This is a genomic window from Cyclobacteriaceae bacterium (assembly GCA_025808415.1).
Classification (GTDB): domain Bacteria; phylum Bacteroidota; class Bacteroidia; order Cytophagales; family Cyclobacteriaceae; genus UBA2336.
In genome coordinates, this window is record CP075525.1 from 3201997 (window position 1) to 3220449 (window position 18453).

General features: G+C 44.6%; 17 protein-coding genes. 3 read left to right on the forward strand and 14 right to left on the reverse strand.

Annotated features, from left to right (window positions below; all coding sequences use genetic code 11):
• Positions 1–3 precede the first annotated feature (3 nt).
• The 5 genes from guaA to KIT51_14225 form a co-directional block, all read right to left on the reverse strand.
• Positions 4–1530: a glutamine-hydrolyzing GMP synthase gene (guaA, locus tag KIT51_14205; GenBank protein UYN86008.1), complete on the reverse strand. Its 1527-nt coding sequence runs from the start codon at positions 1528–1530 to the stop codon at positions 4–6.
• A gap of 78 nt (positions 1531–1608) precedes the next feature.
• Entirely contained in the window at positions 1609–2442 is an 834-nt protein-coding gene (locus tag KIT51_14210; GenBank protein ID UYN86009.1) for a tetratricopeptide repeat protein, read from the reverse strand.
• Entirely contained in the window at positions 2439–4259 is a 1821-nt protein-coding gene (gene typA / locus KIT51_14215; protein UYN86010.1) for a translational GTPase TypA, read from the reverse strand. The genes KIT51_14210 and typA overlap by 4 nt, the downstream gene beginning before the upstream one ends.
• Before the next feature lie 122 nt (positions 4260–4381).
• Positions 4382–5008 carry a carboxypeptidase-like regulatory domain-containing protein gene (locus KIT51_14220; protein ID UYN86011.1) on the reverse strand — a complete coding sequence of 209 codons (627 nt, stop codon included), beginning with the start codon at positions 5006–5008 and terminating at the stop codon, positions 4382–4384.
• 110 nt (positions 5009–5118) lie between these two features.
• On the reverse strand, positions 5119–6012 hold the full coding sequence (locus KIT51_14225; GenBank protein ID UYN86012.1) for a class I SAM-dependent methyltransferase: 894 nt from the start codon (positions 6010–6012) through the stop codon (positions 5119–5121).
• Between the two features lie 95 nt (positions 6013–6107).
• On the opposite strand from KIT51_14225, the gene KIT51_14230 reads away from it, so the two are divergent.
• The gene (locus KIT51_14230; protein ID UYN86013.1) at positions 6108–7043 is read left to right on the forward strand and encodes an RNA methyltransferase; all 936 of its coding nucleotides are present in this window, start codon (positions 6108–6110) and stop codon (positions 7041–7043) included.
• A 299-nt stretch (positions 7044–7342) separates the two neighbouring features.
• On the opposite strand, the gene KIT51_14235 is transcribed toward KIT51_14230, so the two are convergent.
• The 9 genes from KIT51_14235 to KIT51_14275 all read right to left on the reverse strand — a co-directional run bounded on the left by KIT51_14235 (position 7343) and on the right by KIT51_14275 (position 16768).
• On the reverse strand, positions 7343–8278 hold the full coding sequence (locus KIT51_14235) for a hypothetical protein (GenBank protein ID UYN86014.1): 936 nt from the start codon (positions 8276–8278) through the stop codon (positions 7343–7345).
• Positions 8279–8308: 30 nt separating this feature from the next.
• The gene (locus KIT51_14240; GenBank protein UYN86015.1) at positions 8309–9037 is read right to left on the reverse strand and encodes a hypothetical protein; all 729 of its coding nucleotides are present in this window, start codon (positions 9035–9037) and stop codon (positions 8309–8311) included.
• A 136-nt stretch (positions 9038–9173) separates the two neighbouring features.
• The gene (locus KIT51_14245; GenBank protein UYN86016.1) at positions 9174–9866 is read right to left on the reverse strand and encodes a response regulator transcription factor; all 693 of its coding nucleotides are present in this window, start codon (positions 9864–9866) and stop codon (positions 9174–9176) included.
• Positions 9867–10048: 182 nt separating this feature from the next.
• Entirely contained in the window at positions 10049–10573 is a 525-nt protein-coding gene (locus KIT51_14250; protein UYN86017.1) for a biliverdin-producing heme oxygenase, read from the reverse strand.
• A gap of 108 nt (positions 10574–10681) precedes the next feature.
• Positions 10682–12220, reverse strand: coding sequence for a YifB family Mg chelatase-like AAA ATPase (locus tag KIT51_14255; GenBank protein UYN86018.1), 1539 nt, complete (start codon positions 12218–12220; stop codon positions 10682–10684).
• A 2-nt stretch (positions 12221–12222) separates the two neighbouring features.
• The gene (lpcA, locus tag KIT51_14260; GenBank protein ID UYN86019.1) at positions 12223–12798 is read right to left on the reverse strand and encodes a D-sedoheptulose 7-phosphate isomerase; all 576 of its coding nucleotides are present in this window, start codon (positions 12796–12798) and stop codon (positions 12223–12225) included.
• A gap of 1 nt (position 12799) precedes the next feature.
• Positions 12800–13126 (reverse strand): hypothetical protein, encoded by a 327-nt coding sequence (locus KIT51_14265; protein ID UYN86020.1) that lies wholly within the window; start codon positions 13124–13126, stop codon positions 12800–12802.
• A gap of 89 nt (positions 13127–13215) precedes the next feature.
• Positions 13216–15042 carry an ABC transporter ATP-binding protein gene (locus KIT51_14270; GenBank protein ID UYN86021.1) on the reverse strand — a complete coding sequence of 609 codons (1827 nt, stop codon included), beginning with the start codon at positions 15040–15042 and terminating at the stop codon, positions 13216–13218.
• Between the two features lie 4 nt (positions 15043–15046).
• A complete protein-coding gene (locus KIT51_14275) occupies positions 15047–16768 on the reverse strand; it encodes a hypothetical protein (protein ID UYN86022.1) in 1722 nt (573 codons plus the stop codon).
• Positions 16769–16905: 137 nt separating this feature from the next.
• On the opposite strand from KIT51_14275, the gene KIT51_14280 reads away from it, so the two are divergent.
• Positions 16906–17154, forward strand: a complete 249-nt coding sequence (locus tag KIT51_14280; GenBank protein UYN86023.1) for a type B 50S ribosomal protein L31 — start codon at positions 16906–16908, stop codon at positions 17152–17154.
• Positions 17155–17265: 111 nt separating this feature from the next.
• Positions 17266–18453, forward strand: a complete 1188-nt coding sequence (locus KIT51_14285) for a GlmU family protein (protein ID UYN86024.1) — start codon at positions 17266–17268, stop codon at positions 18451–18453.

Sequence of the window (18453 nt, forward strand, 5' to 3'; positions counted from 1 at the left end):
AATTTATTCCCATTCAATAGTGGCCGGAGGTTTTGAACTAATGTCGTACACCACACGGTTAACCCCTTTTACCTTATTGATGATATCACTGGAAATTTCGGCTAAAAAAGAATAGGGCAAATGTACCCAATCGGCAGTCATGCCATCGGTACTGGTTACTGCGCGTAGCGCCACCACCTGCTCATACGTACGTTCATCACCCATTACACCAACGGACTGCACCGGCAACAACACGGCACCGGCCTGCCAAACGGTATTGTAAAGTTCGTGCTGTCTCAAACCCTTTATAAATATATGGTCAACTTCCTGCAAAATCCTGACTTTCTCAGCTGTGATTTCGCCCAGTATACGAATGCCCAGCCCGGGCCCCGGAAAAGGGTGACGGCCTAATATGGCCGGATCTATACCGAGTGTTTTGCCCACGATGCGTACCTCATCCTTAAACAAGGTATTAAGTGGCTCCACCACTTTCATTTTCATTTTTTCCGGGAGGCCACCAACGTTGTGGTGCGATTTTATTGTAGCGGAAGGGCCTTTTACAGACACCGACTCGATTACATCCGGGTAAATAGTCCCTTGCCCGAGCCACTTCACATCGGTTATACGATGGGCTTCTTCATCAAACACATCAATAAAAGTTTTACCAATAGCTTTACGTTTGGCTTCAGGCTCACTTAAGCCTTTTAAAGCTGCATAAAATTTCTCTTTTGCGTCAACACCTTTTATGTTCAGGCCCATGCCTTTGTACGATTCCAAGACCTGCTCAAATTCATTTTTTCGGAGAAGGCCATTATCGACAAAAATGCAATGCAGGTTTTTTCCAATAGCCTTATGGATAAGTGTTGCCGCCACGGTGGAGTCAACTCCACCCGATAACGCCATAACCACTTTATCGTTGCCTAATTTTTTTTGAAGATCAGCCACCGTGGTTTCCACAAACTGATCGGGTGTCCAGTCCTGCGCGCACTGGCAGATGTGAACCACAAAATTCCGTAGCAGGTTTTTTCCTTCCGTGGTATGCGTTACCTCAGGATGAAATTGTATACCATACGTATGGGTGTTTTTAACGTGATATGCAGCAACGTTTACTGAAGGGGTGCTGGAAATAATTTCGAATGTATCGGGCACACTGGCAATGGTATCGCTATGCGACATCCATACCTGGGTATCGAGTGAAATTTCTTTTAACAACTCGTTATGGTGATTAACCGTTGTTAACCGGGCACGCCCATATTCACGTATTTGCGAAGGCAACACCGAACCACCACTTTTATGGGCAATCAACTGGGCACCGTAACATACACCCAATACCGGAAGGTTGCCAAACAATTTAAGGTCAACATCCGGAGAGCCGGCATCGCGTACCGAACAAGGGCTACCAGAAAGTACAATACCTTTAATTTGAGGGGTAATTTCAGGGATTTTATTAAATGGATGGATTTCGCAGTAAACATTCAGTTCGCGAACCCTGCGGGCTATAAGTTGTGTGTATTGCGAACCAAAATCGAGGATTAAAATCTGTTCGGGCATGTGCAAAAATAACAGGCTGGCAGGAGCCAACAAGGGATGGCCTAAAATAGATTACGGTGGTGAATCTGGCCGGAAAAGCTATTCTTTTGGAAAACAAAATTCTTCCAAGTACCCGGCTGCATCATCAACACCTTTGTAAAATGCTTTATTCAAAAGGCGGCAGCCTTCTTCCTTCTGGCCCAACTCAACCAAAGCTATCCCTTTGTAAAACTGCAGTTCGGAGTTCTGGGCATCCAACCGTAAGGCCAGATTAATATACGTTAGTGCAAGTTCAAAAGCCTCCTGCTCAAGGCATAACGAACCGGCATACTGATAAGCCGGCAGGTAGCCTCCATCCAGTAAAATGGCCTGATCGAAATGATACAGCGCACTATCGGGTTTTTCAAGGGCATAGTAAGCCAGGCCTGAATACAACTCAACTTCTTCATCAGGCGCCCATTGCCGAATCAATTTCAGTTCGGCCAGGGCTTGTTCATTCTCACCCATTTCTACCAACAATCCTGCACGCCACTTCAGCAGGTCGGGGTTCATGCTGTCCCAGTCCAGCACTTCGTTCAAATCATCCAGTTGAAGTTGCTGCTCGCCCATTTCTCGATAGATGAAAGCACGAAGTATTCGTGCACGCGGCAGGTTTTCATTTTCAGGAATAAAAACTTTCAGGTCGGCCAGGGCTTTTTCAAATTCGCCTAAATAGAAGAAGCAAACGGCACGTTTATAAAGTACCTGTCGTTGCTCAGGCGTTTTTAGTTTTGTTGCCTTTACTACTTTGTTGTACTGCTTTAGGGCACCAACAAAATCTTCACGGCTAAAAAGTGTATCGCCAAGTGCTTCGGCCACTTGGATTTTAGTGGGCTTTGGTTGAGCCAACAGGCCTGCACTAAAAAAAATAAACACTAAAAGGATCCACCTCATACAGCCAACGCTTTGTTGCGTTCGCGTTTCCGGTCATTTTCTTTCAGGTATATTTTCCGTAAGCGTATTGATTTTGGTGTTACTTCAACATACTCATCAGCCTGGATGTATTCCAGAGCTTCTTCCAATGAAAACTTAACGGCCGGTGCGATGCGCATTTTTTCGTCAGAGCCTGATGCCCGTATATTGGTTAGTTTTTTTGTTTTAGTAACATTTACTACCAAATCGCCTGCCCGACTGTGCTCGCCAATCACCTGGCCTTCATAAACTGCTTCTCCCGGATCGATGAAAAATTTTCCACGATCCTGAAGGTTATGTAAACTGTATGGGATCGCTTCACCTTCTTCCATTACAATCAACGATCCGTTAATACGGCCGGGTATTTCACCTTTGTAAGGTTGGTACTCTTTGAATCGATGCGTAACAATGGCCTCACCTGCGGTAACGTTCAGCAGGTAATTCCTTAACCCGATAATGCCGCGTGATGGAATAAGGAATTTCAAAATCATACGATCATTCTTCGGCTCCATGTTAGTCATTTCACCTTTACGGATGGAAACTGTTTCAATGGCTTTGCCGGCATCGCCTTCTGGAAGGTCGATGGTCAATTCTTCAATAGGTTCGCATTTCACTCCATCAATCTCGCGGAAAATAACCTGTGGCTGGCCGATTTGCAGTTCATATCCTTCCCTGCGCATGGTTTCAATTAATACCGACAAGTGAAGGACGCCACGGCCAAACACCATAAAGCTATCGGCCGAGCCGGTTTCACCTAAGCGCAAGGCCAGGTTCTTTTCCAATTCCTTTTCCAAACGCTCTTTAATGTGGCGTGACGTAACAAACTTACCTTCCTTTCCATAGAACGGTGAGTTGTTGATGGTAAAAAGCATGCTCATGGTGGGCTCATCAATCGCAATTGACTTCAGGGCTTCTGGCTTTTCAGGATCCGTAACCGTGTCACCGATTTCAAAACCTTCCAGGCCTACAATGGCACAAATCTCACCAGACGAAACCGATTCAACTTTTTGTTTTTCAAAACCTTCAAAAACGTATAAGTCTTTAATGCGCGATTTCACAACTGTTTTGCCATCGCGTTTCACCAAAGCAACCGGCTGACCGGTTTTTAGTTCGCCCCGGTGCATGCGGCCGATAGCCACACGGCCAATATAAGAAGAGTATTCCAGCGAAGTGATGAGCATTTGGGGAGTACCCTGCTCAAGTTTTGGTGATGGAATGTATTTAATGATTCCCTCGAGCAAGGGGGTGATGTCGGTTGTTGGCTGTTTCCAATCCGTGCTCATCCAGCCTTGTTTGGCCGAGCCATAGAAGGTAGGAAAATCCAATTGGTCTTCGGTTGCATCCAGCGTAAACATCAGGTCAAACACCTGCTCGTGTACTTCATCGGGTGTACAGTTTTTCTTATCCACTTTGTTTACCACAACAATGGGCTTTAGGCCCAATTGAATGGCCTTTTGCAACACAAAGCGGGTTTGGGGCATAGGGCCTTCAAAAGCATCAACCAACAGCAGGCAACCATCGGCCATATTCAACACTCGTTCAACTTCACCACCAAAATCGCTGTGGCCCGGTGTATCAATAATGTTGATTTTGAAATCTTTATAACGAACAGAAACATTTTTGGCAAGGATGGTGATGCCCCGCTCACGTTCCAGTTCGTTGCTGTCCATAATTAATTCGCCCGGGTTTTCGTGGGCCTGGAACAACTGCCCGGCATGCAATAATTTATCGACCAGGGTGGTTTTTCCGTGGTCAACGTGGGCTATAATGGCAATGTTCCTGATTTTGTTTACGTCCATAACTTCGAATTCTGCTTGTTTTCTGCCTTTTATCCTCTTAAGGCGCTGTTTAAGGGCGCAAAGATACACACGAAATCGCTAGGAATAAGGCGGGTGTTCAAAGATTCTGTTCAGGCTTACGGTCACTTGCGCTCCAGCGCTGTTTCAATAAAGGTGTGCAACTCTTCCATGATGGCATCCGGATCAGTATAGTAACGGACCTCTATGCGCGTCTCGTTAAACTTCACAACCAGTGCGTACCACTTTTCATCCGAAAGGTTATAGGTTTCTTTCATTATCCTGGCAACATCCGGATCGGTAATCACTTGCCGATAGGTTTGCGTACGGTTGTTTTCGCGAACATACTTGGCAAGTTTTCGCCTGTCGCGCTCTTCGCGCCAGAAAAAATAATCAATAGGTGAGATTACAGCCTGAAGCGGATCCATTCGTTTAGGTTCTTCGCGTGTCCTGTCTTCGATTTTGTTCGGGTATAGCCGTGTGGCCTTAACGGTAATGTTGGCTAACAGCTGAACATTTTCTTTCATCAACACCATAATGGCATCTTCTTCAAAAAGAAGCGGGAGAACCAACGGTTTATATCCCAGGCTTGTAAAGATAAGTGTATCCGTTGGCCGCGCGCTAAGTTGAAAGCTCCCGTCCTGGGTAGCAGCTATACCACGCGGTGAATTTTTTATTGCGATGTGAACATCAGGAATATTTTTCATGGTTGCCGAATCAACCACAATACCACGATAAACCTTCTGCGCCACAACATGCGCAGTTAAAACCACTAATAAGCATGTAACGGAAATGCGGATCAACTGAAGGATTTTTACTTAAGATGATTATTGCCTGTCATTAGTTGTAGCAGATTAAAGTATCAGGCTTTAAATCTAAAAAATGTTCCCATCGGTAAATCACGACCATTTCCTGACTTTAAAAAGAACTCGCCAGCCTCAGGATCCTGCACATTAAAGTGCGACCTGGACACATTAAGCCCTACCAACGAGGATAACCCTACGGCATACATGCTCAGTATAAAAAAACTGTTCTTACGTTCCAACAAATCACTGCTTACACGGACCAACTCATTTAATTGCTCCTGCAAGGTCCACTTTTCCCCATCCGGCCCACGGCCATACGGTGGTGGGTCCATAATAATACCGTTGTATTTGTTACCGCGCTTTGCTTCACGTTTCACGAACTTGAAGGCATCTTCGTGTACCCAGCGGATATCTGACAAGTTGTTCAACTGCATATTTTGATTAGCCCAATTTAATCCGGGGCGCGAAGCATCAACATGGGTAACATCAGCGCCAGCACTTTTCGCAACCACCGAAGCTGCACCGGTGTAGGCAAACAAATTCAGCACGCGGGGTTTTTCAATTTTCCAGTTAGCAATGGTGTCGTAAATAAAATTCCAGTTTTCGCCTTGTTCAGGAAAAATACCCACATGGCCAAAACTGGTAAGTGCCAGGCGCAACGTAAGTTTTAAATTGTTGTAGTGGTAAGTTACTTGCCAGTTTTCAGGCATGCCTTTGCTTCGGGTCCATCCTCCCATTACCTCATCGCTAAAGCGGAATTTATCTTTCTGCTCACGGTCGAAACGCGCATGTGCCATGGCAAGCCATTCCTTGTCGGGCAACACCTTCGACCAGATGGCTTGTGGTTCGGGCCGGCTAAGGATATACCTTCCAAAGCGTTCCAGTTTCTGTCCGTCACCGGAGTCGATGAGTTCGTAATCTTTCCAGGAGGCGGGATATAGTAATTTCAAATTCAAGGTTCAATGTTCAAAGTCTGGGTAAAAATAGAAAGAAGCTATGATTTTGAAATTTAAAGCCAGAACTTTACCTGCAGTCAATTAGGGAAATGGCGCGTATTCATAATCGAGGCTATCGGAAACAAACAAAAAAAGGCCCCTCCTTTATCAAGGAAGTGAATGATGCTACCCAAGCGAATCTAAATTCCCATACTAATTCAGGTGTGGCAGCGGGCGTTAACAACTTACATTTTAAAATTACCAGTACACAAAACCCGAAAATCAAAAGTCTGCTTGCGCTCGAAAAACCACGCGAACGAAGGAAACAACAACTATTTGTTATTGAGGGTAAAAAAGAAATATGCTTGGCCCTGCAAGCAGGCTATCGTTTAGGAAACTTATTTTTTTGTGATGAGTTGATTACATTAAGTGAATTGGAAAGCCTGGGGTTAGCGGATAAGTTGCTGATTCCGGTTTCCAAAGAAGTGTATGATAAAATTGCAATGCGCGAAAATTCAGGAGGTGTGATCGCTATTGCCGAAATGAAGGATCATCCACTTAAACAAATACGCCTGGCTACCCATCCGCTTTTGCTGATCCTCGAAGGTGTTGAGAAACCCGGAAACCTGGGGGCAATTTTACGAACAGCCGATGCAGCAGGCGTTGATGCCGTAATTATTTGCGACCCGCAAACTGATTTCTACAACCCCAATGTTATACGATCCAGTTTAGGCTGCGTTTTTACCAAACCCATTGCAGCTGCTACCAGCAAAGAAACGATTGCGTGGTTAAAGCAACACAACATTGCTATTTATTGCACATACCTTCAGGCTTCAATACCCTATACAGTAACCGATTTTAGCAAACCTTGTGCTATTGTTATGGGAACTGAAGCAACTGGTCTATCGGACATATGGACAAAAAATGCCGATCAAAACATCATTATACCCATGCAGGGAAAGATTGATTCGATGAATGTTTCCACATCCTGCGCTGTGGTGGTTTTTGAGGCCAGGCGGCAGCGTAACCTTGCAACGACTAAATAAGGGAGCGCCAGAAGAAATACAAAGGGCTTAAGGGTGATTTAAGCCTTTTGAATCTATACAGAGGTTTTTCCATGGCTACTCATCTCCCAAAATCTGGGACGAACTCTTTAAAATAAAGAGAATAAAGGCTGCAGAAAAAATGCAAATGCTAAATAGACTCAATGCCAAAGTTTCCATATTATCTGCTTTCTATCAACCAAATTATAGTCTACAAAAATCAAACCTGCTCGTTGGCTTATGCAAGAGCACAAATAAACCTGACACATTTTAAGATGCTCGTGAAAAAATGACAGTTCCACTTACATAACATAATAAGTGCCTTCCATTTTGGGTAACTCTATATCAATGTTACGCCATTCGGTTTCCTCACGATGACCCTCAACCATATGCCGCAAGGTGATTTCAATAGAGCGAGCAATAGTGGTAACCGGTGTATCGGTAGGTTTGTTTTCAAATGGATCCTGGAGGTGGATGGCCATTTTTTCAACCAGGAAAAATACCGATGCAATGGTTATTACCAGCGGTGCCTCAATAAACCCGAAGTACTCTGTTAAACCAAACGGAAGCAAAACAACAAACAGGTACAAGGCAAAATGTATGTACAAGCTATAGGTGGTGGGGAATACTGTATTTTTTATACGTTCGCATTTACCCATGGCATCACATAATCGGCTAATGGTTTGATCCATTTCAACTTGCTGGAAACTGTTTATCTTCCCCTCTTCCAATGCTCTTCTGATATCACGCCCATGCAGCATGAGCAATGCATTGGGTACATGCTTGTGGCGGCCAATAAAGCGAAATTCTTCATCGTTCAAAAAACGTTTAACCGGCAAGTGCGCATCGTGGTTCCTCAGAAAGTTGCCCAGACTGTAACACCAGGCTGCCTGCCGCATAGCAAAACGGTTTTTTACTTCCATGGCAGCCTCAGGATTATTTGCATCGGTGTAGAACGTGAGCATTTGACGCACCAAGGTGCGCGAATCGTTCACAATGGCCCCCCAAATGATGCGGGCTTCCCACCAGCGATCATAAGCCTGGTTTGACCGGAAAGCCAACAATAATGAAATTATGGTACCCACAATTGCCGGAATGGCTATGGGTATTGTAATGCTGTTGATATTAAGATAGTTGTGCACCAGGCCAAACATTATGGCATATACACTCACGAAAATGAATTCGAACTTTATCTTACCAACAACATACTTCAGCGGTATGTCTTTTCTTAACAGCATCTTTCTTTTTTATCAGATGGTGAAACCTGTTCAGTTATCCACTAAACTCAGCACCGGCACTCCTAATTTTTCGGCCAGTGAAACATGTTCTTCAATTCTTCCGGCACCCCAACCACGGGTTTCAGTTTTGCGTGTTTCAACCAATAGATCAATGTTGTGCCGCTCAATGGTTTCTACTAACTCAGGCGCAAGGTCTTCAGTACTTTGCCCTTGCTGCAATTTGGTTTGGCTCACCACGCGTACATCAAACTCACGGCTAAGCATTTTCTGGACCTCTTCCATTGAAATATTGGCAGGTGAGTTATCCACATAAATGGCCTGATCCAGGGCAAGTTCTTCTGTCCTTTCGGGTATGTGAAGCAATGGGTACTTACAGGTCACCAGCAACTTAACTGCCTGACGGAAAATGGAGGCCCTTTCTTGTTTGAAGGATGGCGTGAGTACCACCAATTCAATGTCATGGTGGTTCATGATGTTGCGAAGCAATGGACCCGAAATACCGTATTGGTGATGTACCCTCAACGAAACATAGTCAAGTCCATCCATATACCTTCTGCAGTCATCTAACACCCGTTGCTCCTGATTGGATGTTTCAACACTCGATCTTGAAGCAAATAATAAATCTGTTATGCCATCGGGCATTTCAGAAATCATCAGCAGCACAATCTTCACATTATCTTCGCGTACATTTTTAATTACCGTACGCACCGCCTGCAATGTATCTTGCTTTAGGGTTGTAGGAATGAGTATGTTTTTCATGGCGCTTTTGTTTGGTGAAACGATGTAACGAAGTAACTGCACCAATCTAAAAGCAGCCTTAATCTAACATTAGAATTTATTAAGAAGGGTGATTAGATTTTTTTAATCATTAAAAGCAGCCTGACATCCACAAGGTCTACTCTTCGGCTCCCCGTTCACTGCGGATAACATAGCCCAAACCTTTCATGGTATGTATCATTTTTTCACCGAAGGGCTTATCAATTTTTTTTCGCAGGTAATTTATGTAAACATCTACCACGTTGGTACTCATATCGAAACGTATGTCCCAAACATTTTCCAGCAACTGGTTACGGCTAAGTACAATACCCTTATTGCGCACCATGTATTCCAATAGTTTAAACTCCATGGCAGTAAGTTTAATATCTTTACCCGCGCGGCTCACGGTTTTAGCTACGCGGTCCACCAGTAAATCAGCAACCTGAAGGGTATTGGCATCACGGTCGGAGTAGTTGGCGCGCCTGGAAAGGGCGCGTACACGGGCTTCAAGTTCAGAAAATTTAAAGGGCTTAACCAGGTAATCGTCAGCACCACTATCCAAACCTGTTACAATATTTTCATTGCTGCCAAGGGCTGTAAGCAGCAACACGGGCACAAAGTTTTTGGACACCCTAACCCGCCTGCATATTTCAAGGCCGTTAACATCCGGCAACATAATGTCCATAATTACCACATCAAACTGGTAACGCGAAAGCATATCCAAAGCTGTGTTTCCATCCATGGCCACACTTACCTCGTAATTATGCTCTGCAAAACCCTTGCGCATAAGGGCCAGAAGATTTGGCTCGTCCTCTACAATAAGAATATTCATGCCACACCGGATAAGTAAAACTGTCCGCTAAGAAGCAGCCACAGTGGTGGCTCTTTTACGAACACTCCATTAACGCTAAACAGGAAAAAGCCAAACTGGTTTATTGTCCATTCTCTCTTAAAGCCTGTCTGCGCTTGAAAATAAGAAATTATACCGGTTTAATTGATTTTTGATCTGTATACTTAAGACTGCACCGTTACCTTTTCCAACTCGTCAAAAATGTTGATCAGGAAATCAAAGCCTTTGTTCACTTCGTCAGCCCATTCATCTTTTTGCACGCTGCGAATGGCCAGTAAAGCTTCCTGCATGTTATCAAAATCGTACATGCGCCCCATTGAGGGTACCGACTTTTTCATCATTTGCCCACCATACATTAAAGCCAGGTAATTCAAGTATACGTGGGGCAATACTTCTTCCGCATTTAAAGTTTTCAAATAATCGGCATAAGCGCGTGTACCTTCAAGTACCTCGTGTTGGAATCCGTCAGTTGGCTGTAATTCCTGGATGTCCGCCTGCACACGATCGTAACGGTTCAGGCTTGGGTGCGGGGTACCCTTTTGTTCAATAGCCTCAAATATTTTGGCTTGCTGAATGAGGTATAGCAAGTACTCTTCTTTGGTCAGTTGTGCCCGGAACATACGTATGTTAAAGGGCATTCGTTCGGCTTGTTTGTGCTTTTCGGCTGTGGCTTCTTTCAGTGGCTTCATGCTGGTTTAAAATTTTGTCGCAATTTAGAATTATTCTAAATAGATAAAAAATGTACCAAATAATTCTTAAAAAAGGCCATTTGAAGGTGTTTGAGGTGTGTTGGGGGATTATCCTGCCCAGCCCTCCCGGTCAAGGCTCCGGTATTGAATGGCCTCAGCCAGATGTTCAACCCGTATTTCATCGGATGAGGCCAGATCGGCAATGGTACGGGATACTTTCAATATGCGGTCGTAAGCGCGGGCAGAAAGCCCCAGTTTTTCCATAGCAGTTTTAAGCAAGCTTCGCCCGGGGTCGTTTATGATGCATATTTCTTTCACCATGTTGGAGGGCATCATGGCGTTGCAGTAAATATCCTTTTGATTGGAAAAGCGTCTGGCTTGTGCTTCGCGGGCATAAATCACACGGTGGCGAATCTGTTCGCTCGTTTCCTCACTTCGCCTGGCCGTCATTTCATCAAAGCTTACCGGAACAACTTCTACATGCAGGTCAATCCGATCCAGCAAAGGGCCGCTTACACGGCTCAGGTAGCGTTGCACAACACCGGGTGCGCACACACATTCCTTTTCAGGATGGTTGTAGTAACCACAAGGGCACGGGTTCATGCTGGCCACCAGCATAAAATTGGCCGGGTAATCAATAGAAACTTTTGCGCGTGAAATCGTTACCCTGCGCTCTTCCATGGGCTGCCGCATAACCTCAAGTACAGTACGCTTGAATTCAGGCAGTTCATCCAAAAACAAAACACCGTTATGGGCCAATGAAATTTCGCCTGGTTGGGGATTACCTCCCCCACCTACCAAGGCAACATCTGAAATAGTATGATGGGGCGAACGGAAAGGCCTTGTGGCAACCAACGCCATGTCGCGGTTAAGTTTACCGGCAACCGAATGTATTTTGGTGGTTTCAAGGGCTTCATTTAAAGAAAGTGGAGGTAGTATGGTAGGCAACCGTTTAGCCAGCATGGTTTTTCCCGCCCCGGGTGGGCCAATCATAATTACGTTGTGACCACCGGCAGCCGCAATCTCCATGGCACGCTTAATATTTTCCTGACCCTGCACATCGCTAAAGTCAGAATCATAATTGTTGAGTTGGGAAGAAAAAATTTCTTTGGCGCTAACCTGAACCGGCTGAAGGGCAACGGACGATTCGAGAAAATCGATTGCTTCACGAAGGTTAGCCACGCCATATACAGCAAGTCCATCAACAATAGCCGCTTCGCGTTCATTGTCTTTTGGTAAAATGAACCCTTTAACTCCTTCGTTACGGGCTTGTATGGCAATGGGTAAAACACCTTTTATCGGGCGAAGGGTACCATCCAACGCAAGCTCGCCCATGATTACAAAATCTTCGAGGCGCTCAGTCTGGATTTGGCCGGATGCCTTCAGCACACAAAGCGCAATGGGCAAATCGTAAGCAGAACCTTCTTTGCGGATATCGGCCGGTGCCAGGTTAACCACGGTTTTTTCGCGTGGCATAAAATAACGGAACTGTTTCACCGCTGATTCAATACGGTGCTCACTTTCTTTGATGGCGCTATCCGGAAGGCCACTCATCCAAAACCGGGTGCCTTGCCCTACGTTAACTTCTACGGTAATCGTCCGGGCATCTACACCAAACACCGCACAACCGTAGGTTTTTGCCAGCATAATTACACGTGCTTTTCGAGCAGTACGATTAAGACATGGACAATCTTGTAATGGATTTCGTGGATACGGTCGGCAAAGCCGAAATGGGGCACCCGAATTTCTACATCGGCATGCGAAGCCAGTTTACCGCCATTCTTTCCGGTAAGGGCAATTACTTTCATGCCCTTTGCTTTTGCCGATTGCGCAGCCTGGATAACATTAGCCGAATTGCCACTGGTACTTACGGCCAATAACACATCGTTAGGCTGGCCAATGGCATCAACGAAACGTGAAAAAATAAAATCGTAACCATACTCGTTACCCACGCACGACATATGGCCCGGATCGGAAATGGAAAGGGCCGGTATTGGATTCCTGTTTTCGCGGTAACGGCCAGTTAATTCTTCAGCAAAATGCATGGCCACACAATGCGATCCACCGTTACCACAAGCGATTATTTTACCGCCCTTGTTCACGGCATGAATCATGGCATTTGCAGCTTCATCTATCTTCAGGTAATTGGCAGGCTCGTTCAAAAAATTCTCAAGAACGGTGGCCGACTGTTGCAGTTCCGTTGTAATAATATGACGGTTGTCCATTTTAGTTTGTAGGATTTTGTTGTGCCGACCTTTTCTTTGCGTCCTCCTGCAGGTCGTACAGTTTTGCTTTAAGGTTGTTGAGTTCGTTTGTCAGCTCATCTTTCTCGCGATGGTTCCTGCGGTTATCACGGTAGTGCAACACAACGTTCGCCACCATGAGTATCAAGAGCATGAACGATCCATATTTCAGCATCCAGATTTTACCCTGCATTTGAAAGAGAAATGCCACGTTTTCCTTTTGGCCATCCATATACAGGCTAAAGAGAAAAATGAACAGGTGAAGCGCCCCGAATACGGAGTAAAAGATGAGACGGTTCTTTTTCATCATGGGCTTTTAAAATTGAAGGACAAACTTAGGGTTTTCAGGAAAACCAAAAAATACAAAAAAGCAACAAAACATGCACAAAAGGCACGGTACTAAGCCTTTTGTATTTCACTTAACTTCTTATACAAGCCGTTTTGACGCACCAGTTCATCGTGTTTACCCCGTTCGGCAATTTGCCCGTCCTGCAACACCACAATTTCATCGGCATGCTGAATGGTACTTAACCGGTGTGCAATCACTATCGATGTGCGGTTCTTCATCAGGTTGGTTAAAGCATCCTGCACCAACCGTTCAGATTCAGAATCAAGGGCTGAGGTGGCCTCATCCAATATAAGAATGGGTGGGTTCTTTAACACAGCCCGCGCAATCGCAAGGCGTTGTCGTTGGCCGCCCGAGAGTTTTGAACCGCGTTCACCAATAGAAGTTTGGTAGCCTTCTTCTGTTTGAATAATAAAATCATGTGCATTGGCCACCTTGGCAGCATGGATCACATCTTCTTCTTTTACATTCTCCATACCAAAAGCAATGTTGTTGAATATGGTATCGTTGAACAAGATGGATTCTTGTGTAACTACGCCCATCAGCCCGCGCAACGATTCAAGATCATAATCGCGCAAGGCTTTACCATCCAACAACACTTCACCCTGCGTGGGATCATAAAATCTGGGTATAAGATCGGCCAATGTGGATTTACCTCCACCTGATGGACCCACCAGGGCAACGGTTTTACCACGCTCAATTTTCAGGTTAATATTTCTCAACACCATGTCAGTGCCATAGGCAAAACCTACACCTTTGAATTCGATGCACTGTTTAAACTCATTTATATGGATAGCACCGGGTTTGTTTTTTATGGAGGGCTCTGTGTCGATAATCCTGAAAATCCTATCGGCAGCAACCGTTCCTTTTTGTAATGAGGTTATTCCATTAGAGAAATTTTTTGCGGGCTGAATCATAGAAGCATAAAACACCAAAAAGCCCATGAACTCTTGCGGTTGCAATTCACCCGTGCCACCCAATACCAGGTTACCGCCATAGTAAAGAATAATCGCTACGATAATTACACCCAACACTTCCGATAACGGAGAAGAGAGTTCGTTTTTGCGTGCTATCGATAAATTTACCTTTCGGTGATAACTGGTTTCGTCATCAATTTTTTTCAAGATAAAGTTGCGTGCGTTAAAAGCCTTGATAACGCGCATGCCACCAAATGTTTCATCCAGTATATTCACAATCCTGCCCATCGATTCCTGGCTTTGCTTCGCCTTCCGCTTTAGCCGTTTAATGATTTCGGCCACCAGGCCACCCGTTACAGGCAAAAGGATAAGCGTGAATAGTGTTAGCTTGTATGAAATCGTAAACAATACACCAAGGTATACAATCAATGTGATGGGCTCCTTCAACACAGATTTTAAACTGTTCACGACCGATGCTTCAACTTCGGCCATATCATTCGTGAACCGCGACATTAAATCACCCTTCCGCTGGTTGTTGAAATATCCAATATCAAGGTTTGATACTTTACTGAAAATATCCATTCGCATGTTTTTTACCACATCAACCTTAATGCGTGATGCCGTTAAGCGCTCAAGGTAACGCAACGTATTGCCGAGAATGATCAATACCACAATGCCAATGCAGATGATCAACAATGTGGTATGTGGACCATATTGCTGTACAATAGCAATGAAGTAGTGATTAAACGTTTGTTCGGCAAAAGCTTTTGTTAACTCAAATTTTTCCGGCAAACCGGGAACAGTGGCACTCACTACCGGATCGAACAGGATTTTGAGCATGGGCATAGTTAGGGCCAGGTACCCAGCACTGAAAATCACGCCAAAAATGGCGTAGAGGAAAAACTTTACAATCCGTGTTAAATGCCCTGGAGCATACTGCAAAATCCTTAGGTAAATCTTCATTGATCTAAAATTCGTACAAACGCTGGGCAATATTCCACCGCAAAGCTAACGAAGTTATGGTTGAGCTGTTGTTAAAAGGTGTTGCAGCACTTTCGCTGTTGCGGATGGTGGCTGTGGCATCAATAAAAAGGTTATGCTTTAACTGCCAACTGGCCGTAAGTGTGGCCAGTATAATGGTATTGCCAACTCCCTGGCCTATGGTATTCCCAAAATTGGCATCGGTCTGGTAGGTTTTACGGTAGCTGTTATTTTTAAGAATGTCGCTGCCAAAATTGAAGCTCAATGTATCGCGGCCAATTTGTGCGTAGATAAGCTTGCCTGTAACCGCCAGTTTAGGAACTGGTTGAAAGCGTGCAATACCTACAACTTCCTTAAAGTTTGCGCCTAACGGATGGGCTAAAGCCTGCCGGTAGTGGGAATAGCTTCCATACTTGGTGTTGTGGGAATAGGTATAAGGTCGCACAAGATTAGTTTCAGCCTGTAAGTCAAGGTTAGGGACGTTAAACGCATCAATATATTTTGCCCCCAACTGCACACCAAATTTATTGGCCCACCAGCCATTGCCATCGCGCAGGTTGTCCAGCAAGAATTCATCCAGCACAAATTGACCATAGAACTGAATATTTTTCAAAGCATTCCATTTAAAATCAGCTCCAAGGATTACGTTATCACTGCTTCCGTTTTGTTGTTCAATGGCCCTGAAGAAAATTACTGGGTTGAGGTAATCGAGCCGGAAACGCGAAGCTCCCGTTTCATCATCAGGGCTAAACACCACCGATTCAAAAACACCCAGGTTTAATTTTTTACCAATGTTAATACTCAGGTGGTGCAACGCTACAAACTTTTGCGGGTAGCCGCCTTTCAACCCTTGTGTCCCCCCCGATGTTCCACGAACATTGGCAGTAAATTGGTTTAATAAGTAGAAATAATTAAGCTTCCATACTTTCAGGTTGCCTTTTAAAAACCACGCGGGTGGCGCAACGTCTGAAAAGATAAGGGAGCGATATCCATTGCCGATAAAAAAACGATCGTGGCCAAACTGCAGGTTAATGTGCCTGGTAGCTTCAAAAGTGATATAGCCCCGTGCCTGGAAAAAGTCATAACCTTTGTTTCCTTTAAAGGTTTTCCAAAACCCCTCATGCGGAATTACCGGGTAATAGCCAAGCGTTGTATCGTTAGCAATGGTTCGTGAAATGTAATCCGCTAACCGAACCTGGTTTTCCGTTAGGAAAGTATAGAAACCCACTCGCTTATCCACCATGCCACGCACCTCCATTCCACGGGTGTTGGTAAACAACATGTTATCCGAACGTGAGTCGCGCCCGGCACCCAGGTAAAGTACCGGGTTAACATGCAGGTCAAATTCGGGGATGTCAACGTAAAGCAAATCCGACTTCTTTTTATACAAATGCCTTAACAATGGCTTTCTGCTGTCGTTGGTTTCAGGCCGCGCCCATTCCCAACTATCATTATGCATGTAAGCCAGGTTAAACCGATCGGCTTCAGAACGAAAAACCTCAAGTCTTGAGGCCGAATCCAGGAAGGAAATTATGGCGGAGCGTTTGTAAGGTTTAATGGAGGTAAAAAGCTGGGGCAATGTGCCCCCGGTTTTGACTTCGTATCGGTCTATCCAATGGTAGTAGGTCTCATTAAGCGAAGCATAGTTGCTTTGGGCGAACAAGCCAACATGGATAGCTATAAATGCAAAAAATAGAATTACCCTCATGAATCATTCAGTTCAGCCCAAAATACACAGGTTAGCCTTCTGAGCCAAAAATCATTTATTCTCCTCTTGAAATTAGCCCCATGCTTACTATCTTTGCAGTCCCTTAAGGAAAAAACAAGGTTTAGAGGCTAAAAACGATGAAAAAGGACATACACCCAGACTATCAGGAAGTTGTTTTCCACGATACTTCAAGCGATTTTAAGTTTAAAACACGCTCTACCGTTAAAACCAAGGAAACTATTACCTGGGAAGACGGCAAAGAATACCCATTGGTTAAAGTGGAAGTTAGTTCTGCTTCCCATCCCTTCTTTACCGGCAAGAAGTTGTTTGTGGACACTGCAGGCCGTGTGGAGAAATTCCAAAAGAAATACCAAAAGAAATCTTAATTCACTTCTTCTTATATGCATGAAAACCCTGGCGATTCCGTCAGGGTTTTTTTATTTCCTTGGCTGTACTGCCAACCAACTATCGTTGCTGATTACTCCTATATTTACCCCATGAATATTGTCTTGTTTGACGACCCTTCCATTCGAATTCAGTTGCTGCCCTTCACCTTTACCAGACCTGTAGCAAAAATGCGGGTGGGTATACTTACCATTGATGAGAAATGGCAAAAGTTGATTGGAACTAAACCTTCTTCTCTTACCGAAGAATATCTGTCAGCAAAGTTTCCGGTGAACCAAACCGATGACAATCTCCTGATTAATGGAGCGCTTTGTCCGGATGAAAACCTAGTGCATGCGTTGAAAGGCCTTTCCAAGGGTTCCGGACTTATTAAAAACGGTATCCGGTTAGCACTTCGTGCCGAAAAAGCTAGCTTGGATCACTTTGAAAAAGCTAATCTCATTGAATACGAAGGAAATGTTACCCTGATTGATCAGGTTTGGAAAATCTTTCAGCAAAATGCTGCGCAACTGCGGGCAGATTTTAAACTGATAACCGCAGGTAGAAAATCGCAGGGCGTACAGGATAAACACACTATACGATACCATGAAGAAAATATTTTTGTTGAAGAAGGAGTAACCATACGTGCTGCGGTATTAAATGCCGAAGATGGCCCCATTTACCTTGGGAAAAATTCTGTCATACAGGAGGGTGCGCTGATAAAAGGCCCCTTTGCACTGTGCGAAGGTTCGCATGTAAACATGGGCGGAAAGATGCGGGGTGATTCTACCATAGGCCCTTACTCAAAAGTTGGAGGAGAAATCACCAACTCCGTTATTTTTGGCTATAGCAATAAAGCACACGATGGTTTTTTAGGAAACAGTGTTTTGGGTGAATGGTGCAACCTGGGCGCTGACACGAACACATCGAACCTGAAGAACAATTACGAGAATGTTAAAATCTGGAGTTATGCCAAAGGTGGGTTTGCCGATACAGGTTTGCAATTTTGCGGATTGATGATGGGCGACCACAGTAAAGCTGGCATTAATACCATGTTTAACACGGGCACCGTAGTGGGTGTGTCGGCAAATATTTTTGGCGATGGATTTCCGCGCACGTTTATTCCTTCTTTTGCCTGGGGAGGGGCCAGCGGCTTCTCCACGTTTCAACTGGCCAAGGCTTTTGATACCGCACAAAAAGTTATGGCCAGGCGAAATCTTTCATTGGATGAAGTGGAGAAAAAAATATTGAAACATATTTTTGAATCAACGGCAGGTAACAGAATTTGGGAAAAGAAGTAA

Excerpts from the sequence above, each read along its gene's own strand:
- guaA (UYN86008.1), bottom strand. The coding sequence starts at position 1,530 with ATGCCCGAACAGATTTTAATCCTCGATTTTGGTTCGCAATACACACAA.
- KIT51_14210 (UYN86009.1), bottom strand. The coding sequence starts at position 2,442 with ATGAGGTGGATCCTTTTAGTGTTTATTTTTTTTAGTGCAGGCCTGTTG.
- typA (UYN86010.1), bottom strand. The coding sequence starts at position 4,259 with ATGGACGTAAACAAAATCAGGAACATTGCCATTATAGCCCACGTTGAC.
- KIT51_14230 (UYN86013.1), top strand. The coding sequence starts at position 6,108 with ATGGCGCGTATTCATAATCGAGGCTATCGGAAACAAACAAAAAAAGGC.
- KIT51_14235 (UYN86014.1), bottom strand. The coding sequence starts at position 8,278 with ATGCTGTTAAGAAAAGACATACCGCTGAAGTATGTTGTTGGTAAGATA.
- KIT51_14240 (UYN86015.1), bottom strand. The coding sequence starts at position 9,037 with ATGAAAAACATACTCATTCCTACAACCCTAAAGCAAGATACATTGCAG.
- KIT51_14245 (UYN86016.1), bottom strand. The coding sequence starts at position 9,866 with ATGAATATTCTTATTGTAGAGGACGAGCCAAATCTTCTGGCCCTTATG.
- KIT51_14250 (UYN86017.1), bottom strand. The coding sequence starts at position 10,573 with ATGAAGCCACTGAAAGAAGCCACAGCCGAAAAGCACAAACAAGCCGAA.
- KIT51_14255 (UYN86018.1), bottom strand. The coding sequence starts at position 12,220 with ATGCTGGCAAAAACCTACGGTTGTGCGGTGTTTGGTGTAGATGCCCGG.
- lpcA (UYN86019.1), bottom strand. The coding sequence starts at position 12,798 with ATGGACAACCGTCATATTATTACAACGGAACTGCAACAGTCGGCCACC.
- KIT51_14265 (UYN86020.1), bottom strand. The coding sequence starts at position 13,126 with ATGATGAAAAAGAACCGTCTCATCTTTTACTCCGTATTCGGGGCGCTT.
- KIT51_14270 (UYN86021.1), bottom strand. The coding sequence starts at position 15,042 with ATGAAGATTTACCTAAGGATTTTGCAGTATGCTCCAGGGCATTTAACA.
- KIT51_14275 (UYN86022.1), bottom strand. The coding sequence starts at position 16,768 with ATGAGGGTAATTCTATTTTTTGCATTTATAGCTATCCATGTTGGCTTG.
- KIT51_14280 (UYN86023.1), top strand. The coding sequence starts at position 16,906 with ATGAAAAAGGACATACACCCAGACTATCAGGAAGTTGTTTTCCACGAT.
- KIT51_14285 (UYN86024.1), top strand. The coding sequence starts at position 17,266 with ATGAATATTGTCTTGTTTGACGACCCTTCCATTCGAATTCAGTTGCTG.